The following is a 15,200-nucleotide window of genomic DNA, read 5'->3' on the forward strand; positions in this document are numbered from 1 at the left end:
TGGCCCTTCGCGGCGCCGGGTATCTCTGATTTTCTGTCAGCCCCGCGGCAGACCGGCCAGGCACTGCCGGAGCAAGGCCTCCATGGCCGCGGGCTTTTCTGTGTTGTTTGCGGTGGGGCAAAGCTGGGGACGGATGGTCTCCAGCACCGCCGCCGCGTCGGTCTGCGGGTCCAGGGCGGTAATCTCCCGGTGTTCCAGCCGGCGCTCCCCCTGCGCCAGCCGCACCGGAACCGGCGCAATGCCGCCGAATACCAGCCGGGCGATCTGCACCCGGCCGCCCGCCAGCAGAAACGCGTAGCTCAGGGTGATCTCCCCCTGCCGCAGGCAGCCGCTGTGGAAATCCCCGCTCATGGGGATCTCCAGCGCCGCGGGCGTTTCCCCGGGCTGGAAGGTCTGCCAGGGCGTGATCTGAGCAAAATAGTCCTGGGCGCGGATGGTGCGCCGGTCGGTGACAAGGGCGGTTTCCAGCATGTACAGAGCGGTGCAGGCGCTGGAGGCTGCCACCCCCAGGCAGCTGCAGTTCAGGCAGCGGGAGGCCTCCCGCAGAGCGGATACCTGCTGATCGGCTGCCTGCCAGTCCGCGGGGGGCTGGGTCAGGCCGTAGCGGTCAAAGGTGCAGAAATCGCCGCCCGGTTCCAGGAAAGACTTGAGACCGAAATCCAGGTTGATGCGGCGGGCCTCCTCCCGGCCCTGCCGGATGGAGTCCAGCACATCCTCCAGATCGTGGCTGCCGGGGCCCTGCAGATCCAGCGTCAGCGCAAAGGCGGGGCGGTCTGCGGGTGCATCCGGGCTGTCGGGGGTGAACTCCACCCCCATATGGGCCAGGTTCTGCCGGTAGGTTTCCAGCGGCCCGGCCATAACGCCGGCCAGGTCGGCCCCATAGGGGGCCAGAACATCCGCGGCGGGCTTGTCCCGGAACACCACCACATGGTTGCCCATCCGCCGCAGGTAATAGGCGGCGGCCAGCGACGCGAGGGTGGGATGGGCCAGGGCGATCCACTTGCGGCTGTCGCCCCGGGGCGGGACAAAGAAGATCTCCGGCTGGGCGCTGATGGTCTGCCCCATCCAGTGGATGATCCGGTGCACCGCCACCGGCGCGTCCTCAGCGCTGCGCACACAGCCGCCGGTGCACCGGCCGCAGGCCTGGCAGACCGTATCGGCCATGGGCAGATACTTCATCAGGGTGCGCCGGGCCTCCAGCAGAGAGCCCTCCCGCAGCAGCTGCAGGATACCGGGCAGATCCGCCGAAAGCGGACAGACCGCCTGGCACCGGGGACTGGCCGGGCTGCGGCCGCCCAGCACCGATACTTCGGCGGGGCCGCCCTCCCGGATGGCGGGGCAGGTGCTGCCGCCGTCCCGCAGACAGGGTTCGCCCTGGCCCCGGCAGGGGCAGAGCAGATCCTGCCGCAGCAGGTCAGCCGCTGTTTCGCTGCCGGCAAGCAGGCCCGCCTGCCGGTCCAGAGCCAGACCCTGGGCTACGGCGGGGGCTTCCTGGCGCAGCAGGGGCGACGCCAGCAGTTCGTCCACTGTTGTGTCCCCGCTGATCCGGAGCACATCGTCCAGCGGGGTGATCCCGCCGCTTGGTTGTTGCATAGTGTTTCCTCTCTTTATTGCCCGAATTGCACCGAAAGGGCTCCGGCCCGGGCACTGGCCCGCCGGAACCCTGTTCTTTTTGCCCGGTGCGAAAAACAGCCGTTCGGGGCGGCCGGTTTACGCCGGCCGTCCCGAACCGATCTGTTTACAGTTCCAAAGAACGTACGATCTGGGCTTTGACTTCCTGCAGTTTGTAGGCGTTTTCCTTCATGGGCTGGGCGTCCTTCATCGCGGCGGCGAAGGCTTCCTGCGCCAGCTCAGCGGATTTCTTCTTGCCGATGAGCACCTGCTCGGCAGCGGTCAGACGGACCGGTACCGGCGCGATACCGCCAGCCACCAGACGGGCGTCCACGATCACGCCGTCCTCCTCTTTGTAGGCGTAGGCCAGAGCGGTGACGGCAAAGTCGATGGCTTCGCGCAGACGCATCTTCAGATAGCCGGTGCGGTAGCCGGGCATCTTGGGCACCTGGATCTCGGTGACCAGCTCGCCGGGCTTCAGCTGATCCACGGAGTGCATCACGCTGAAGAAGTCGGCCGCCTTGAAGGTCTGCTCGGTGGTGTGGATCTCGGCGTCCAGCGCCACCATCACGGTGGCCATATCGGAGGCGTTGACCGAGTAGCAGCCGCAGTTCATGCAGCGGCCGGCCTCGGCGCGGGCTTCTTCCATGGTCAGGCTGGTGGAGTCTTCCTTGTCCAGGCAGCGCTCGGCCACCGGGGTGTCCTTCTCCACAGCGCCCTTGGTGATGTAGATGCGCTCGGCATCGAACTTGGTGAAGCCCTTGTCGCGGGCGGGAACTTCCGGCTCAAAGCCCATGTAGCGGCTCATGCTGCGGGCCGCGATACCGCCGTCGCGGATGGCCTTGATGGCAACCGACGGGCCGTAGGCCGCGTCGCCGCCGGCGTAAATGCCGGGGGCCCGGGTATCCCGGTGCTCGCCAACCTCGATCAGGCCGCGGGCGCTCTTGAGCTCTTCCCGGTACTTCTCGCCCAGGAAGTCGATGTCCACCTTCTGGCCGGTAGCCAGGATGATGCAGTCGGAGGAGAAGACGCGGGTCTCCTCACCGTAGCTGGGATTGAAGCGGCCGGACTCGTCGCGGACCGACAGGCACTTCATGCTCTCCAGGCCGGTGATCTTGCCGTCGGCGCCGGTGATGACCTTCTTCAGGCCCCAGCCGTTGAAGATCTCCACGCCTTCTTCCTCGGCGCGGGCGATTTCCTCGGCGGAGGCGGGCATCTCATCCCGCTGCTCCAGGCAGACCAGCTTGACCTTCTGCGCGCCCAGGCGCACGGCGGTCAGGGCCACGTCCATGGCCACGTTGCCGCCGCCGCAGACCAGCACTTCCTTGCCGATCTGCTTGGTCATGAACTTCTTGACCTCTACCAGGAAGTTCAGGCCGAACTGGGTCAGGCTCTCGCCGTCGATGCCCAGGATCGGCTGTTTCCAGGCGCCGGTATCCAGGAAGACGGTGTCGCTGGCGGACTTGATCTCTTCCAGGGTGATGTCCTTGCCAACCTCGGTGTTGTTCTTGATGACCACGCCCATCCCGACGATCGCCTTGACCAGATCCCGCACATAGTGCTTGGGCAGGCGGTACTCGGGGATGCCGTACATCATTACGCCGCCGGCCTCTTCCATTTTCTCATAAATGGTGACCGAATGTCCCGCTTTTCTTAAATAATAGGCCGCGGTCAGGCCGGCAGGGCCGCCGCCCACGATGGAAACCTTCTTGCCGGTCTCCTGGGCGGGCGCGGGATAGAACTTGTCGGCATGGGCCAGGATGTAGTCGCCCAGGGCCCGTTCCACCGAATGGATGCTGACCGAATCACCGTGCTGGCACTGGTTGCACTTGGTCTGGCAGGTGTGGGGGCAGACGCGGGCGGTCAGCATGGGCATGGGGTTGACACGCAGGATGATCTCCGCGGCGCCGTCCCAGTCGTTGGCCCGGATCTTTTCCATGTAGGCGGGGATGTCGGTGCCGGCGGGGCACTCGGTGGAGCAGGCGTTGTGGCCAGTATGCATACCGCCCATGATGGAGTGGTACTGGTTGCGGCCCTGGATGGCGTAGCACTCGTCGCCGCCTTTACGGGCGCAGAGCAGCTTGCCGCCCACCGCATCGGGGTAGCGGTAGTACCAGCAGCGCACGTCCTGGCACAGGTTGCCGCCCACGGTGGCGGAGTTGCGGATGATGGGGGTGGCCACGCTGTGGGCCGCCTCGGCAACCGCCTTCAGCTCACCGGTAAAGGCATCGGACTTCTCCACATCGGCCAGGGTGGTCAGCGCGCCCATGGCTACCTTGTCGCCCATATCGCGGATGTAGGCCGCGTCGGGGATGGTCTTCAGGTTGACCACCAGGCTGGGGTAGTTGGGGAGGATATTCGTTTTCAGGGTGCCCAGCAGGTCGGTGCCGCCGGCAATGGGCTGGCTGTATTTGGCGGCCTGCAGTTCCTGCGCGGCCTGCTCAAAGCTGGCTGCGTTGCTGTGTTCAAAGTTTTTCATTCTACAAGACCTCCTTTGGCCTTACCCAGCGCATTCAGAATCTTGTCCGGGGTGGCGGGATACTCGTTGATCTCCGCGCCGCCGATGGCGTTCTCAATGGCCATCAGCACAGCGGCGGGACCGGCCGCGCCGGTGATCTCGCCGATGCCGATCGCACCGTAGGGATTGGCCGTGGGCCAGACGGATTCCAGAACCGCCGTATCGAACTTGGGCAGTTCGTTGAACGGCCGCCACTTGTAGTCGATCATGTTGTGGGTCATGACACGGCCGATGACCGGATCCAGCACCATCTCTTCCAGATGGCCGGTATCCATGCCGGCGGAGCCCAGGCCGCCCTCAAACTGCATCTTCAATTCCAGCGGGTTGATGATGCGGCCCACGTCGGAGGCGCTCAGCGCGTCGGTGATCTTGGCCAGACCGGTCTCCAGATCGACCTCGACCTCCACAAAGTTCATCACGCAGTTGTTGTGGTTGAAGTCGCCCTTGACCACGCCCTCACCGGTGATGGAGTAGTACATGGGGCAGATGGCGATCCAGGGCAGGCAAACGGAGGGATCGTCCTTGCGGAAGACCATCAGATCCTTGGTATCCAGATCCTCGGCGGAGCAGCCCATCTTCTCGGCGGCCTCTTCCAGCAGCTTCTGGCGGGCGGCCTTGGCGGCATCGCCCACGGCGCCGCCGGCGGTGATGGTCTCACGGGAACCGGCCGCGCCGAAGTCGGCGGGATCGGTACGGGTATCGGAGGAGTTGATGGTGACGTTCTCCAGAGGAACGTTCAGGATCTCCGCGGCGATCTTGGCCAGGGCCAGGCGCTGGCCGTTGCCGAACTGGGACACGGCGCAGTGCACCATGACCTGGTCGTTCTCCAGACGCACATAGGCGAAGGTCTCGTCGCTCTGGGGGTCGCCGCTGCTGTGCAGGCTGAAGCCCACACCGTAGGCCTTATTGCCTTCCACGCGGCTGGGCACGCCCCAGCCCTTCCAGCGGTCGAACCAGTGGAACTTCTCCGCCGCCACGTCAAAGCACTTGTCGTAGTTGATGACCGGGTTGCTGTACTTGTGGCCGGTACGCCAGTAGTACTGATCGCCCGCCTGGCAGAAGTTCTTCTTATAGAAGGTAACCGGATCCATGTCGATCTGGCGCAGAGCACGGGTCAGCAGGTGCAGCGCGCAGGCTTTCAGTTCCTGGCCGCCGAAGCCGCGGGCGATACCCACGGGGATCTTGTTGGAGACGACCACCTTGGCCTCGATGTCCCAGTTGGGGCACTTGTTCAGGGCAATGTGCAGCTCGCCCAGACCCTCGGCCACCTGGCCCTGGGTCAGCTCGGAGCCCGCACCGGTACCAACCAGCCAGTCACCCTTCAGGGCCTTGATGCGGCCGTCCTTGGTGATGCCGATCTTGCCGATGAACTTGTTGTCCAGACGGCGTTCGTAGAACAGCAGGTGCTCTTCCTTGGTCAGGGCGTACTTGACGGTAACGCCGGTCACCTTGGCCAGGGCCACGGTGAGCATGGTGATGTAGCCCAGGGCGTCCTTGTTGCCGTAGCTGCCGCCCACGTTGGGGGTGGTGACGTTGATGTGCGCGCCGATGGTGTAGGCCAGCGGACGGCAGACCATGTTGGGGCCCTGGGAAGACGCCCACACGTTCACATGGGTGTCATCGTCCCAGCCGGCGGCCACAAAGGGGCTTTCCGGCGCGCCGGGGAAGGTCCAGGTATAGGCAACCTTGCCCTCCACGACCACGTCGCTCTCGGCAAAGCCCTGTTCCACGTTGCCGTCCTGGATCTTATAGAACGGAGGATCGTTGCCCTCGAACCAGCTGCCCGGAGGCAGGCAGTTGCGCTCATAGTGATAGCCCTTGGACTCGATGTTGTCCTCGGCCCGGTAAACTTCGGGCGCGCCGGGCTTGGTGGCGTCCTCCACGTCGTAGACGGGAGGCAGCTGCCGGTATTCCACATGGATCAGTTCCAGCGCCTGTTCGGCGATCTGGGCGTTCTCCGCAGCCACGGCGGCCACCGGATCGCCCACGAAACGCAGATGCTGGCTCATGACCGGGCGGTGCGCGGGCACGCCGGTCTTCCAGTCGGGAGCGTTCTTATAGGTCATGACGCCGCACACGCCGGGCAGCTTCTCGGCCTCGGAGGTGTCGATGGACACGATCTCCGCATGGGGATAGGGGCTGTGCAGCACCTTGGCAACATAGCAGTTCTTGATGGGAAGGTCATCGCAATACAGGGCCTTGCCCGTGACGATGGCGCGGCCGTCCTGACGGCGGCGTACCTTGCCGATATGACGGAATTCGCTCATGCCTGTTCTCCTCCCTTTACGATAGACTGAACGGCTTCGATCACCTGGTAGTGGCTGATGCAGCGGCAGAAGTTACCGCTGAGCGCTTCCTTGATCTCGTCCTCCGTGGGATGGGGATTGGCATTGAGCAAGGATTTTACCGCGATGATGATGCCGGGGGTGCAGAAACCGCACTGGAATGCGCTGTGCTCCAGGAAAGCCTCCTGGATGGGGTCCAGCTCGCCGGTGACCGGATCGGCCAGGCCCTCGATGGTGGTGATCTCCTTGCCCCCGCACTCGGCCGTCAGGGTCACGCAGGAGGCCACCGCCTTGCCGTCCATCAGCACCGCGCAGCAGCCGCAGGCGCCTTCCCCGCAGGAGAGCTTGGTACCGGTCAGGCCCAGACGTTCCCGCAGAGTCTCCAGCAGCGTTTCGGATTCCGGGATCTGGCCCAGTTTCCGGCCAATGGTAAACTCGTAGGTCTGCCCATTGATGTGTAGCGTAAGTTCCTTACTCATTTCCATCATTACTCCTTTCCATGAGTAGATGTATTCTGTTATTATTTTAGCAATGCTGGGGACGGCAACTCTGCATACAGCGATATATCCGCAAATCTTTTTTTGTCTACCTGTAGACAAATATTTAACATCGGTTGTCTGTTCTGCTCTTGTTTTTCCTTGAATTTTGCTGTAAACTGTATATAACTATCAAAAATTATAGGATTTTCGCCGTTTTCTGTCAACTGTCAGGCTGTGTAAAAGCCGTGTAAAAAAGCGGTATTTTCTGTTCCGGAGGAACGTTTGATGAGCAGTATTCGTTTTTTTGTGGAAGGCTCCCTGCGCAAATACAGGGAGCTTTTTGAGAGCGTATGCCCCGCCCCCATGACCATTCCCAGAGGGCAGTCTCTCTGCACCCAGTGCTGTACCCACGGCTGGATGTACTATATTCTGGACGGTCTGGCCAAGGTGTACATCACCACCAGCGACGGCAACGAGCAGATCATTGATTTTATGAAGGAAGACACCCTGATCGGCATGGACTGCGTCGGGGACGGCAGCCGCTCGGTGGTAAGCATCACGAGCATGATGGACATGCGGGTGCTGCCTTTTACGCCGGAGATTCTCAAGCGGATGATCCTGCAGAACCCGGAACTGGGCTTTGACCTGGTGGTCTATTATGGCGAGGTACTGCGGCAGGTGTCCTTCCTGGTGGGCAGCCTGGGCCACTCCAACCTGATGGTGCGGCTGGCCTCGTTCCTGCTTCTCTTTGTGGATACGCCCGAATACCAGCGCACCAAAAAGATCTATCTGACCCAGCAGGAGGTGGCCTCCTCCATCAATGTGTCCCGGGCGCAGATCGCCAAGATGTACGGCCAGCTGCGCAAAGAGGGCACCATCGACACCGGCAACCGGTATGTGACCATTCTGAATGAGAAAAGGCTGCAGGAGTACAGTAAACTCTGATTAATTTGCCGATAAAAAAGCCCGCCTGGCACACTACACTGTTGTGTGCCAGGCGGGTCTTATTAATTCTCTGTTATCGTATCAGTTTGAAATGCTCCTCCAGCGCGGCCAGGCCGTCGGCGGTGCGGCCGGTGCGCAGGGATTCCAGAATACACCGGTGGGTAGCGCACAGCGGTGCGCGGACGGATTCGTCCAGGGTGGTCAGGGTTTCGCGGCGATAGGTCTGCCCCGGGGCAGCCAATGCATTCTGAATCAGCCGGAACAACCGGTTTCCGCTGCAGGCAAGCAGTGCCCGATGGAAAGCCTCCTCCGCCTGTTCCAGCTGCTCCAGAGTACCGGCCTGCTCCATCTGCTCCACCGCCTGCTCCATTTCCGCCAGGCACGCCGGGTCCGGTGCGGCAGCCGCCGCGGCAAAGGCCGAAGTCTCCAGGCAGCGACGCAGTTCCCAGAACTCCTGCCGGTCGGTCTGATGCAGCAGCAAGAGCATGGAAAACAATTCCGCAAAACCGCGTCCCGCTTCGTTTACGAGAAAGCTGCCCTGCCCGTGGACGCTACGCACAAAGCCCATGTTTTCCAGCTGCCGCAGCGCCTCCCGCACCGAGTTCCGGCTCAAAGACAGCCGGGACATGAGTGCCCGTTCGCTGGGCAGCTTGTCCCCCAGTTTCAACTCACCGGCGGCTATCTCCCCTTTTATATACGCCAGGACCAGATCGTAGGCGCGGGCCTCCGGTGCACAGGCCGTTTGGTTCGCATCCATTGAAAACTCTCCTTACAGAAATTGCGCAAACACCGAGGCGGTAACTACAGTGAGAAGCCCTGCTACCGCCACCGCCAGACCACTCATGGCGCCCTCCACCTGGCCCATCTCCATGGCCTTGGCGGTGCCGATGGCATGAGATGCATTGCCCAGCGCCAGCCCCCGTGCTACCGGTTCCTCAATGCGGAACAGGGCAAATACCCCGTCGGCAATTACGCTGCCCAGAATACCGGTGACGATGATGGTGGCCACCGTGATGGTGACAATGCCGCCCAGTTCTTCCGATACGCCCATACCAATGGCAGTGGTGATGGACTTGGGCAGCAGGGTCACGTAGAGTTCATGCTCCAGGCCAAAGACCAGCGCGCAAATCAGAACCCCCACCATACTGGCCAGCACCCCCGCCACAATCCCGCATACCACAGCGGTCAGGTGTTTTTTCAGCAGCGCCAGCTGTTCATAAAGTGGCACCGCCAGGCAGACGGTAGCCGGGGTAAGCAGGTAAGACAAATACTGCCCGCCTGCGTTGTAGGTTTGATAGTCCACCTTCATCACCGCGTTGACCCCGATCACGCAGATGACCGCAATCAGCAGCGGATTGAGGATGGCCAGCCGGAACCGGCGCTTGAGCATCAGCCCCAGTTCATAGGCCAGCAGGCTGACCACCGCGCCGAAAAACAGCGATTCTTCCCATACTCCGTTCATTCGGCGTCTCCTTTCTTGCGGCGGATGACAAACTGGGTCACGGAACCGGTAACCGCCATCACCAGCACAGTGGTAAACAGGGTGGTCACCGCGACCGGCAGCAGCACCGGGGCCAGACTGGACCAGGCTTCGGTAAGCCCCACTGCTGCCGGAATAAACATAACCGGCATGATCTCGATCAAAAACAGCGCGGCCTGCCGTACCTGCCCCACCTTGAGCAGGCCGGTGCGCAAAAATACCAGCATCAGCACCAACCCGTATACACTGGCCGGAATCGGCAGCGGCAGCAGGGCTTTCAGAATTTCTCCCAGCAGCGATACCAGCAGGATCCGGGAGAATTGTTTCAGCAGATTCATAGGTTCCCTCTCACGGTTTTGCAGTCGGTTCCAACTGGTAGGACCAGTTGCGTTTTGCATTATACCCCACCGCCGGGGCGGTTGTCAATGAAAAACGCCGGGCGCAAACCGCGCCCGGCGTTTTCCGGGTTTTATTGGGGCAGCGCCACTGCGGCGCAGAGACCGTCAGGTCCGAACTTCAAAATCGCCGGTCTCGCTGTTCCAGGTATAGGCCTCGCAGGTATCCTGCGCATCCACCCGCAAAACGGTCTGCCCCGCCAGGTAACAGCGGTCGGACTCGTTCAGGGCCGGAAGCGTTATTGGAATTTTTTCCCACTGAGATTCACGGATTGAAAACAGTTCTATATGATAGGTGGAGAAGCCATGATTCGTGACAGTGGCAAAGCAGAGAATAACCTCATTCCCCTCCGGAGAGGGCAGATACTCGATCTGCACTTCGTCCGCCTGTAAATCCTTGCTGGCAACCACCTTCAGGTCTTCGACAGTATAGATAACCGCCAGCGTCCGGTCGAGGCCTTCCACGTGGACGGTTGACTCATATTTGAATAGCGCGCACAATTCCTGCGCCGAGGGCGAGGAAAAGCTTCCGTAATGAACTGACTCCAGCGAAAGTTTTCGGGGCTCTTCCCCTGTTATATTCTCAGCCAAAGGCTGTGCACCGTCGAGCAGGCGCTCTTCAAATGTTTTCTCCGGCTCTGCCACCGTATCATGCTGCGCACAGGCACACAGCAAAAGTCCCCCCATAAGAAGAACCACTAACAACAGCCGCCGCTTCATCCTCACCATCTCCTTTCGCTTTTCCGATCGCGTATTCTTCCCTCTCCGGTTTCAGTATACCATCCAGCGCTCCCCCGCGGCTACTGCCGGTTTTCACAAAAAAGGCCGGGGATTTTGGACGGTGAAGCGGCCCGCCGGGCCGGTTTCGCCCGTGTTATCCTTTTGTTTCTTGCCCCGGCGGCACCGGGACGGTACAATGAAAACAGAGGATCGGTTTTCCAGGCAGCCGCGCTGGAGGTCTGCGGCGGAAAGGACGAAACGCTGCCATGAAAAAGTATGACTGGGAAAACTCGCAACTCAAAACCCTGCTGGCCGCGCTGTGCATCTTCGGGGCGCCGCTTTTGCTGGCCTTTTTGCTGGCGCTGGCGATCCTATATGTTCCGCCCGAGAAGGATACCAACGACCCCAATTGGTGCTATTACAACAAGGAAACCCAATCGCTGGATGTGATTGAAACCTTTTGCGGAGACGACTGGCTGCTGGATCGGTTTACCCTGACCGACAACTGCACCACCACCTACCTGCTGTCGGTGAGCGAGTGGAAAGCATTTTTCGACATGGACTGCTGGGAATCCCTGCATGTTACCGTGGACTTTGGAGAAGACCAGCCCGACCGGCCGGCAAACCAAGTGTCCTGCACGATCTGCTTTAACGGAGATCTTCCCGCCGTGGGGATGACGGAGCGGCTGCGCGAGCCGTCCGCTGTCATCCGGGAGATCGGCAATTACAGCGTCACCTGTTCGGAAATCTCCAGCGCGAACGCCGAACAGTACGGATCTGCTTCGGCGGGCCCGCTGGAATATTCCGGTGTGGCCAGCTTCTCCCACAACGGCGCGGACTACTATCTAAGCACGCTGTCGGACGACCCGCAGTTTTTTGAAGAAACGCTGGAGTCTCTTCTGGCGGTATAAATCGATTTTGCAGGCTTCAAACATCTCACAAGACTTTATGAAACTGGGCAATTCATGCACAAAGCCCCGCCGGACGATCTGTCTGGCGGGGCTGTTTTATTATTCCCCATATACCTGCTGGCTGCCGGAGATGGCCTTGCCCAGATACTGGTCGATCCAGGCTGCGGCGGCGGCTTCGTCCCGGTTTTTCAGGTGGGTGTAGAGCAGCTCGGTGTTGCGGCAGAGGGATTCGATGCCGTAGCGGCGGCAGAACCGGATCCACAACGTGAGCACCGGGGAACGGAACGAGTAATAGAACAGCGGCAGAATGCTGTTGCCGCTGGCCAATGCCAGCTCGTGCTGAAAATCAAAGGCACGTTCCGCCGCCTGGGCCGGGTTTTCGGACGCTGCCAGACGGGCCAGCGTATCCCCCAGCGCGGCGATCTGCTCGTCGGTGGCAAAGCGGATGATGCGGGTCACCGCCAGGTGCTCCAGCGCGCGGCGCACCTCCAGGATGGAGCGGATCTCCTCCCGGCCCAGTTCGCCGCCGTTGTATTCCATAATGGCGATCAGGGTGCTCAGGTTGCCTTTGCGCCGGTAATCCGCCACAAAGGTTCCCTGCCGGGGGCGCACCTCCACAAAGCCCTGGGCGGCCAGTTCGGTCAGGCCGCCGTTCACCACCGCCCGGCTTACCTGCATCTGCCGGGCCAGCTCCCGTTCCGGCGGAAGCGGCGCCCCCTCCGGCAGTTCACCCGACAGGATCATCTTCTGCATCTGCTGTACAAACAGCTGTTTCAGGCTGGGGGCGGACAGCTTTTCAAACTCCATGGGGCTTTCCTCCTAGTCTTGGTTATACCAGATACCACAACCGTATTTTACCATGCAAAAGGCTGAATAGCCAGAGGATTTTTTGCACAGATCGGAGAAAAGTTTTTGGCTTATTGACGCTTTTTGTCCGTATATGTTATTCTTTTAACGTAAGGTTTTCCGGCGCATTTTCCGCCCATATGCCTGGACATACCAGAGGAGAACCATTGCAGCAGGTTTGTACAGGCCGCGTTCCTTTAAAGGCGCGGCCTGCTTTTATCGCCGGGTACAGGCAAAGAGAGGAGAAACCGATGAGCGAAACACATTTCCCCCTGGACGAGAGCAAGCTGTCGTTCAAGATCCCGAAAGATGAGAAGCCCCGGGAAAAGATCATGAAGCTGGGCCGCAAGATCACCGACCGAATCCCCGCCAAGATCAAGGGGGTTACGGTTGACGATCCGGAATACTGGGGCCTGGCGGGTCTTGTGACCGACGAGATGGCGGACGTAGCCCTGAAGATGGACGTGCGCAAGCCCATGACCCTGCCCCAGCTGGTGAAAGCCACCGGCAAGAGCGCCGAGGAGCTGGAGCCGCTGCTCTACCAGATGAGCTACATCGGATTGCTGGAATACAACTGGGAGAATGAGCGGCACGAAAAGCAGTACGTGCTGCCCATGTTCGTCCCGGGCAGCGCCGAGTTCTTCAACATGCAGAAACAGCAGATTGAAGAACATCCGGAGGTGACCGCCTTCTTTGAGCGGATGACCTTCCTGCCGCTGGAGCACATCCCCGCCATGGTGCCGCCAGGCGGCGCGGGCATTGGTATGCACGTGATTCCGGTGGAAAAGGCCATCGAGACCGAGAACCGCTCGGTAGACATTGAGCACATCAGCCACTGGCTGAAAAAGTACGACGGCAAATACGCCGCCAGCCCCTGCAGCTGCCGGATGAGCCGGGCCAAGCTGGGCGAGGGCTGCGGCGACGACCCGGAGGACTGGTGCATCGGCGTGGGCGATATGGCCGACTACCTGGTGGAAACGAAAAAAGGCCATTATGTGGACTACGACGAGGTGCTGCGCATCCTGAAGCGGGCCGAGGACAATGGCTTTGTGCACCAGATCACCAACATCGACGGCGAGAACAAGATCTTCGCCATCTGCAACTGCAACGTGAACATCTGCAACGCGCTGCGCCTGAGCCAGATGTTCAACACCCCGAACCTGGGCCGGTCGGCCTATGTGGCCAGCGTGACCCCCGAAAACTGTGTAGCCTGCGGCCGGTGCGTGGAGTACTGCCCGGCGGGCGCGGTGAAGCTGGGCCAGAAGCTGTGCACCAAGGACGGCCCGGTGACCTATCCCCGGGTGGAACTGCCGGACAACACCCCCTGGGGCCCGGAAAAGTGGACGGTGGACTACCGGGACAAGAACCGGATCAACTGCCACGACACCGGCACCGCCCCCTGCAAGACTGCCTGCCCCGCCCACATTGCGGTGCAGGGCTATCTGAAAATGGCGGCACAGGGACGGTACGAGGAAGCGCTGGCCCTGATTAAAAAAGAGAATCCCTTCCCGGCGGTCTGCGGCCGGGTGTGCAACCGCCGTTGTGAAGAAGCCTGCACCCGGGGCACGGTGGACCAGGCAGTGGCCATCGACGCGGTGAAGAAGTTCATCGCCCAGCGGGATCTGGATGCGGCCACCCGGTACATTCCGTCGGTGGTGACCCCCTCCAACCGAGGCGGCTTCAGTGAAAAGATCGCCATTATCGGCGCGGGCCCGGCGGGTCTGTCCTGCGCCTACTATCTGGCGGAAAAGGGCTACACGCCCACCGTGTTCGAGAAGAACGACAAGCCCGGCGGTATGCTGGTATACGGCATCCCCTCCTACAAGCTGGAAAAGGACGTGGTAGCCGCCGAGATCGACGTGATCCGCGCCATGGGCGTGGAGATCCGCTGCGGCGTGGAAGTGGGCAAGGACATCACGCTGGATCAGCTGCGGGCTGAGGGCTACAAGGCGTTCTATATTGCCATCGGCTGCCAGGGCGGACGGATGGCCGGCATCCCCGGCGAGGACGCCGCCGATGTGATGACCGCCGTGGACTTCCTGCGGGCGGTAGCCGACAACGAGGGCACCTCCGTGACCGGCCGGGCCGTGGTGATCGGCGGCGGCAACGTGGCCATTGACGTGGCCCGCACCGCCCGCCGCTGTGGGGCCGAGCAGGTTTCCATGTACTGCCTGGAAAGCCGGGACGCCATGCCCGCCACCGCCGAGGAGGTGGCCGAAGCCGAGGCCGAACAGGTACAGGTAAACTGCGGCTGGGGCCCGAAAGAGATTCTGACCGAAAACGGCCGGGTGACCGGTGTGGTGTTCAAGCGCTGCACATCCGTTCTGAATGAAGCGGGGCGGTTTGCGCCGGTTTACGACGAAGCCGACACCGTCACCGTGCCCTGCGAGCGGGTGTTCCTGAGCATCGGCCAGAGCATCCAGTGGGGCGGCCTGCTGGAGGGCACCCAGGTACAGCTGGCAGGCGGTGGACGCGCCGCGGCCGATCCCCTCACCTACCAGACCGCCGAACCGGACGTGTTTGTGGGCGGTGACGTATATACTGGGCCGAAGTTTGCCATTGACGCCATTGCCGCCGGCAAGGAAGCGGCGGTATCCCTGCACCGGTTTGTACAGCCCAATACCAGCCTGACCATCGGCCGCAACCGGCGGGATTTCATCCAGCTGGACAAGGACAATCTGGCGCTGGGCAGCTACGACGCTTCTCCCCGCCAGCAGGAGGCGCCCGCTGCGCCGGGCCTGTCCTTCCGGGATACCCACGGCACCCTGACCGAAGAGCAGGTGCGCACCGAAACCGCCCGCTGCCTGGGCTGCGGCGCTTCGGTAGTGGACCCGAACAAGTGCATCGGCTGCGGTATCTGCACCACCAAGTGCGAGTTTGATGCGATCCATCTGTCCCGGGAACTGCCGGAATGCAGCACCATGATCCGCAGCGAGGATAAGTTCAAGGCCATTCTGCCCTACATGATCAAGCGGGGCATCCGGCTGAAATTCGGCAAAAAGGAGTAACC

At 61.6% G+C, this 15,200-nt stretch carries 12 protein-coding genes; 3 read left to right on the plus strand and 9 right to left on the minus strand.

Features of this window, described 5'->3' with window-relative positions; all coding sequences use genetic code 11:
• Positions 1-36: 36 nt before the first annotated feature.
• The 4 genes from B5E65_RS05605 to B5E65_RS05620 all read right to left on the minus strand — a co-directional run bounded on the left by B5E65_RS05605 (position 37) and on the right by B5E65_RS05620 (position 6,893).
• A complete protein-coding gene (locus B5E65_RS05605; protein WP_087170783.1) occupies positions 37-1,593 on the minus strand; it encodes a hypothetical protein in 1,557 nt (518 codons plus the stop codon).
• A 145-nt stretch (positions 1,594-1,738) separates the two neighbouring features.
• Positions 1,739-4,090, minus strand: a complete 2,352-nt coding sequence (locus B5E65_RS05610; RefSeq protein ID WP_087170784.1) for an FAD-dependent oxidoreductase — start codon at positions 4,088-4,090, stop codon at positions 1,739-1,741.
• Positions 4,087-6,396 carry a xanthine dehydrogenase family protein molybdopterin-binding subunit gene (locus tag B5E65_RS05615; protein ID WP_087170785.1) on the minus strand — a complete coding sequence of 770 codons (2,310 nt, stop codon included), beginning with the start codon at positions 6,394-6,396 and terminating at the stop codon, positions 4,087-4,089. Before B5E65_RS05615 ends, B5E65_RS05610 begins: the two co-directional genes overlap by 4 nt.
• Entirely contained in the window at positions 6,393-6,893 is a 501-nt protein-coding gene (locus B5E65_RS05620; protein WP_087170831.1) for a (2Fe-2S)-binding protein, read from the minus strand. Before B5E65_RS05620 ends, B5E65_RS05615 begins: the two co-directional genes overlap by 4 nt.
• A 285-nt stretch (positions 6,894-7,178) precedes the next feature.
• Here B5E65_RS05620 and B5E65_RS05625 point away from each other — a divergent pair, with 285 nt between their 5' ends.
• On the plus strand, positions 7,179-7,838 hold the full coding sequence (locus B5E65_RS05625) for a Crp/Fnr family transcriptional regulator (protein WP_087170786.1): 660 nt from the start codon (positions 7,179-7,181) through the stop codon (positions 7,836-7,838).
• A 73-nt stretch (positions 7,839-7,911) separates the two neighbouring features.
• On the opposite strand, the gene B5E65_RS05630 is transcribed toward B5E65_RS05625, so the two are convergent.
• The 4 genes from B5E65_RS05630 to B5E65_RS05645 form a co-directional block, all read right to left on the minus strand.
• The gene (locus B5E65_RS05630) at positions 7,912-8,595 is read right to left on the minus strand and encodes a FadR/GntR family transcriptional regulator (protein WP_087170787.1); all 684 of its coding nucleotides are present in this window, start codon (positions 8,593-8,595) and stop codon (positions 7,912-7,914) included.
• A 12-nt stretch (positions 8,596-8,607) separates the two neighbouring features.
• Entirely contained in the window at positions 8,608-9,300 is a 693-nt protein-coding gene (locus B5E65_RS05635; RefSeq protein ID WP_087170788.1) for an LrgB family protein, read from the minus strand.
• Positions 9,297-9,656, minus strand: coding sequence for a CidA/LrgA family protein (locus B5E65_RS05640; RefSeq protein ID WP_087170789.1), 360 nt, complete (start codon positions 9,654-9,656; stop codon positions 9,297-9,299). The genes B5E65_RS05635 and B5E65_RS05640 overlap by 4 nt, the downstream gene beginning before the upstream one ends.
• Positions 9,657-9,821: 165 nt before the next feature.
• Positions 9,822-10,433 carry a hypothetical protein gene (locus B5E65_RS05645; protein ID WP_087170790.1) on the minus strand — a complete coding sequence of 204 codons (612 nt, stop codon included), beginning with the start codon at positions 10,431-10,433 and terminating at the stop codon, positions 9,822-9,824.
• Between the two features lie 266 nt (positions 10,434-10,699).
• On the opposite strand from B5E65_RS05645, the gene B5E65_RS05650 reads away from it, so the two are divergent.
• Entirely contained in the window at positions 10,700-11,344 is a 645-nt protein-coding gene (locus B5E65_RS05650) for a hypothetical protein (RefSeq protein ID WP_087170791.1), read from the plus strand.
• 99 nt (positions 11,345-11,443) lie between these two features.
• On the opposite strand, the gene B5E65_RS05655 is transcribed toward B5E65_RS05650, so the two are convergent.
• Positions 11,444-12,151, minus strand: coding sequence for a FadR/GntR family transcriptional regulator (locus B5E65_RS05655; RefSeq protein WP_087170792.1), 708 nt, complete (start codon positions 12,149-12,151; stop codon positions 11,444-11,446).
• A gap of 290 nt (positions 12,152-12,441) precedes the next feature.
• On the opposite strand from B5E65_RS05655, the gene B5E65_RS05660 reads away from it, so the two are divergent.
• Entirely contained in the window at positions 12,442-15,198 is a 2,757-nt protein-coding gene (locus tag B5E65_RS05660) for an FAD-dependent oxidoreductase (RefSeq protein ID WP_087170793.1), read from the plus strand.
• The last annotated feature ends 2 nt before the right edge of the window (positions 15,199-15,200 follow it).

This window comes from Gemmiger sp. An120 (genome assembly GCF_002160955.1).
Taxonomy (GTDB): domain Bacteria; phylum Bacillota; class Clostridia; order Oscillospirales; family Ruminococcaceae; genus Gemmiger_A; species Gemmiger_A avium.

Coding starts and splice junctions, on each gene's coding strand:
- B5E65_RS05605 (WP_087170783.1), bottom strand. CDS start 1,593: ATGCAACAACCAAGCGGCGGGATCACCCCGCTGGACGATGTGCTCCGG.
- B5E65_RS05610 (WP_087170784.1), bottom strand. CDS start 4,090: ATGAAAAACTTTGAACACAGCAACGCAGCCAGCTTTGAGCAGGCCGCG.
- B5E65_RS05615 (WP_087170785.1), bottom strand. CDS start 6,396: ATGAGCGAATTCCGTCATATCGGCAAGGTACGCCGCCGTCAGGACGGC.
- B5E65_RS05620 (WP_087170831.1), bottom strand. CDS start 6,893: ATGAGTAAGGAACTTACGCTACACATCAATGGGCAGACCTACGAGTTT.
- B5E65_RS05625 (WP_087170786.1), top strand. CDS start 7,179: ATGAGCAGTATTCGTTTTTTTGTGGAAGGCTCCCTGCGCAAATACAGG.
- B5E65_RS05630 (WP_087170787.1), bottom strand. CDS start 8,595: ATGGATGCGAACCAAACGGCCTGTGCACCGGAGGCCCGCGCCTACGAT.
- B5E65_RS05635 (WP_087170788.1), bottom strand. CDS start 9,300: ATGAACGGAGTATGGGAAGAATCGCTGTTTTTCGGCGCGGTGGTCAGC.
- B5E65_RS05640 (WP_087170789.1), bottom strand. CDS start 9,656: ATGAATCTGCTGAAACAATTCTCCCGGATCCTGCTGGTATCGCTGCTG.
- B5E65_RS05645 (WP_087170790.1), bottom strand. CDS start 10,433: ATGAAGCGGCGGCTGTTGTTAGTGGTTCTTCTTATGGGGGGACTTTTG.
- B5E65_RS05650 (WP_087170791.1), top strand. CDS start 10,700: ATGAAAAAGTATGACTGGGAAAACTCGCAACTCAAAACCCTGCTGGCC.
- B5E65_RS05655 (WP_087170792.1), bottom strand. CDS start 12,151: ATGGAGTTTGAAAAGCTGTCCGCCCCCAGCCTGAAACAGCTGTTTGTA.
- B5E65_RS05660 (WP_087170793.1), top strand. CDS start 12,442: ATGAGCGAAACACATTTCCCCCTGGACGAGAGCAAGCTGTCGTTCAAG.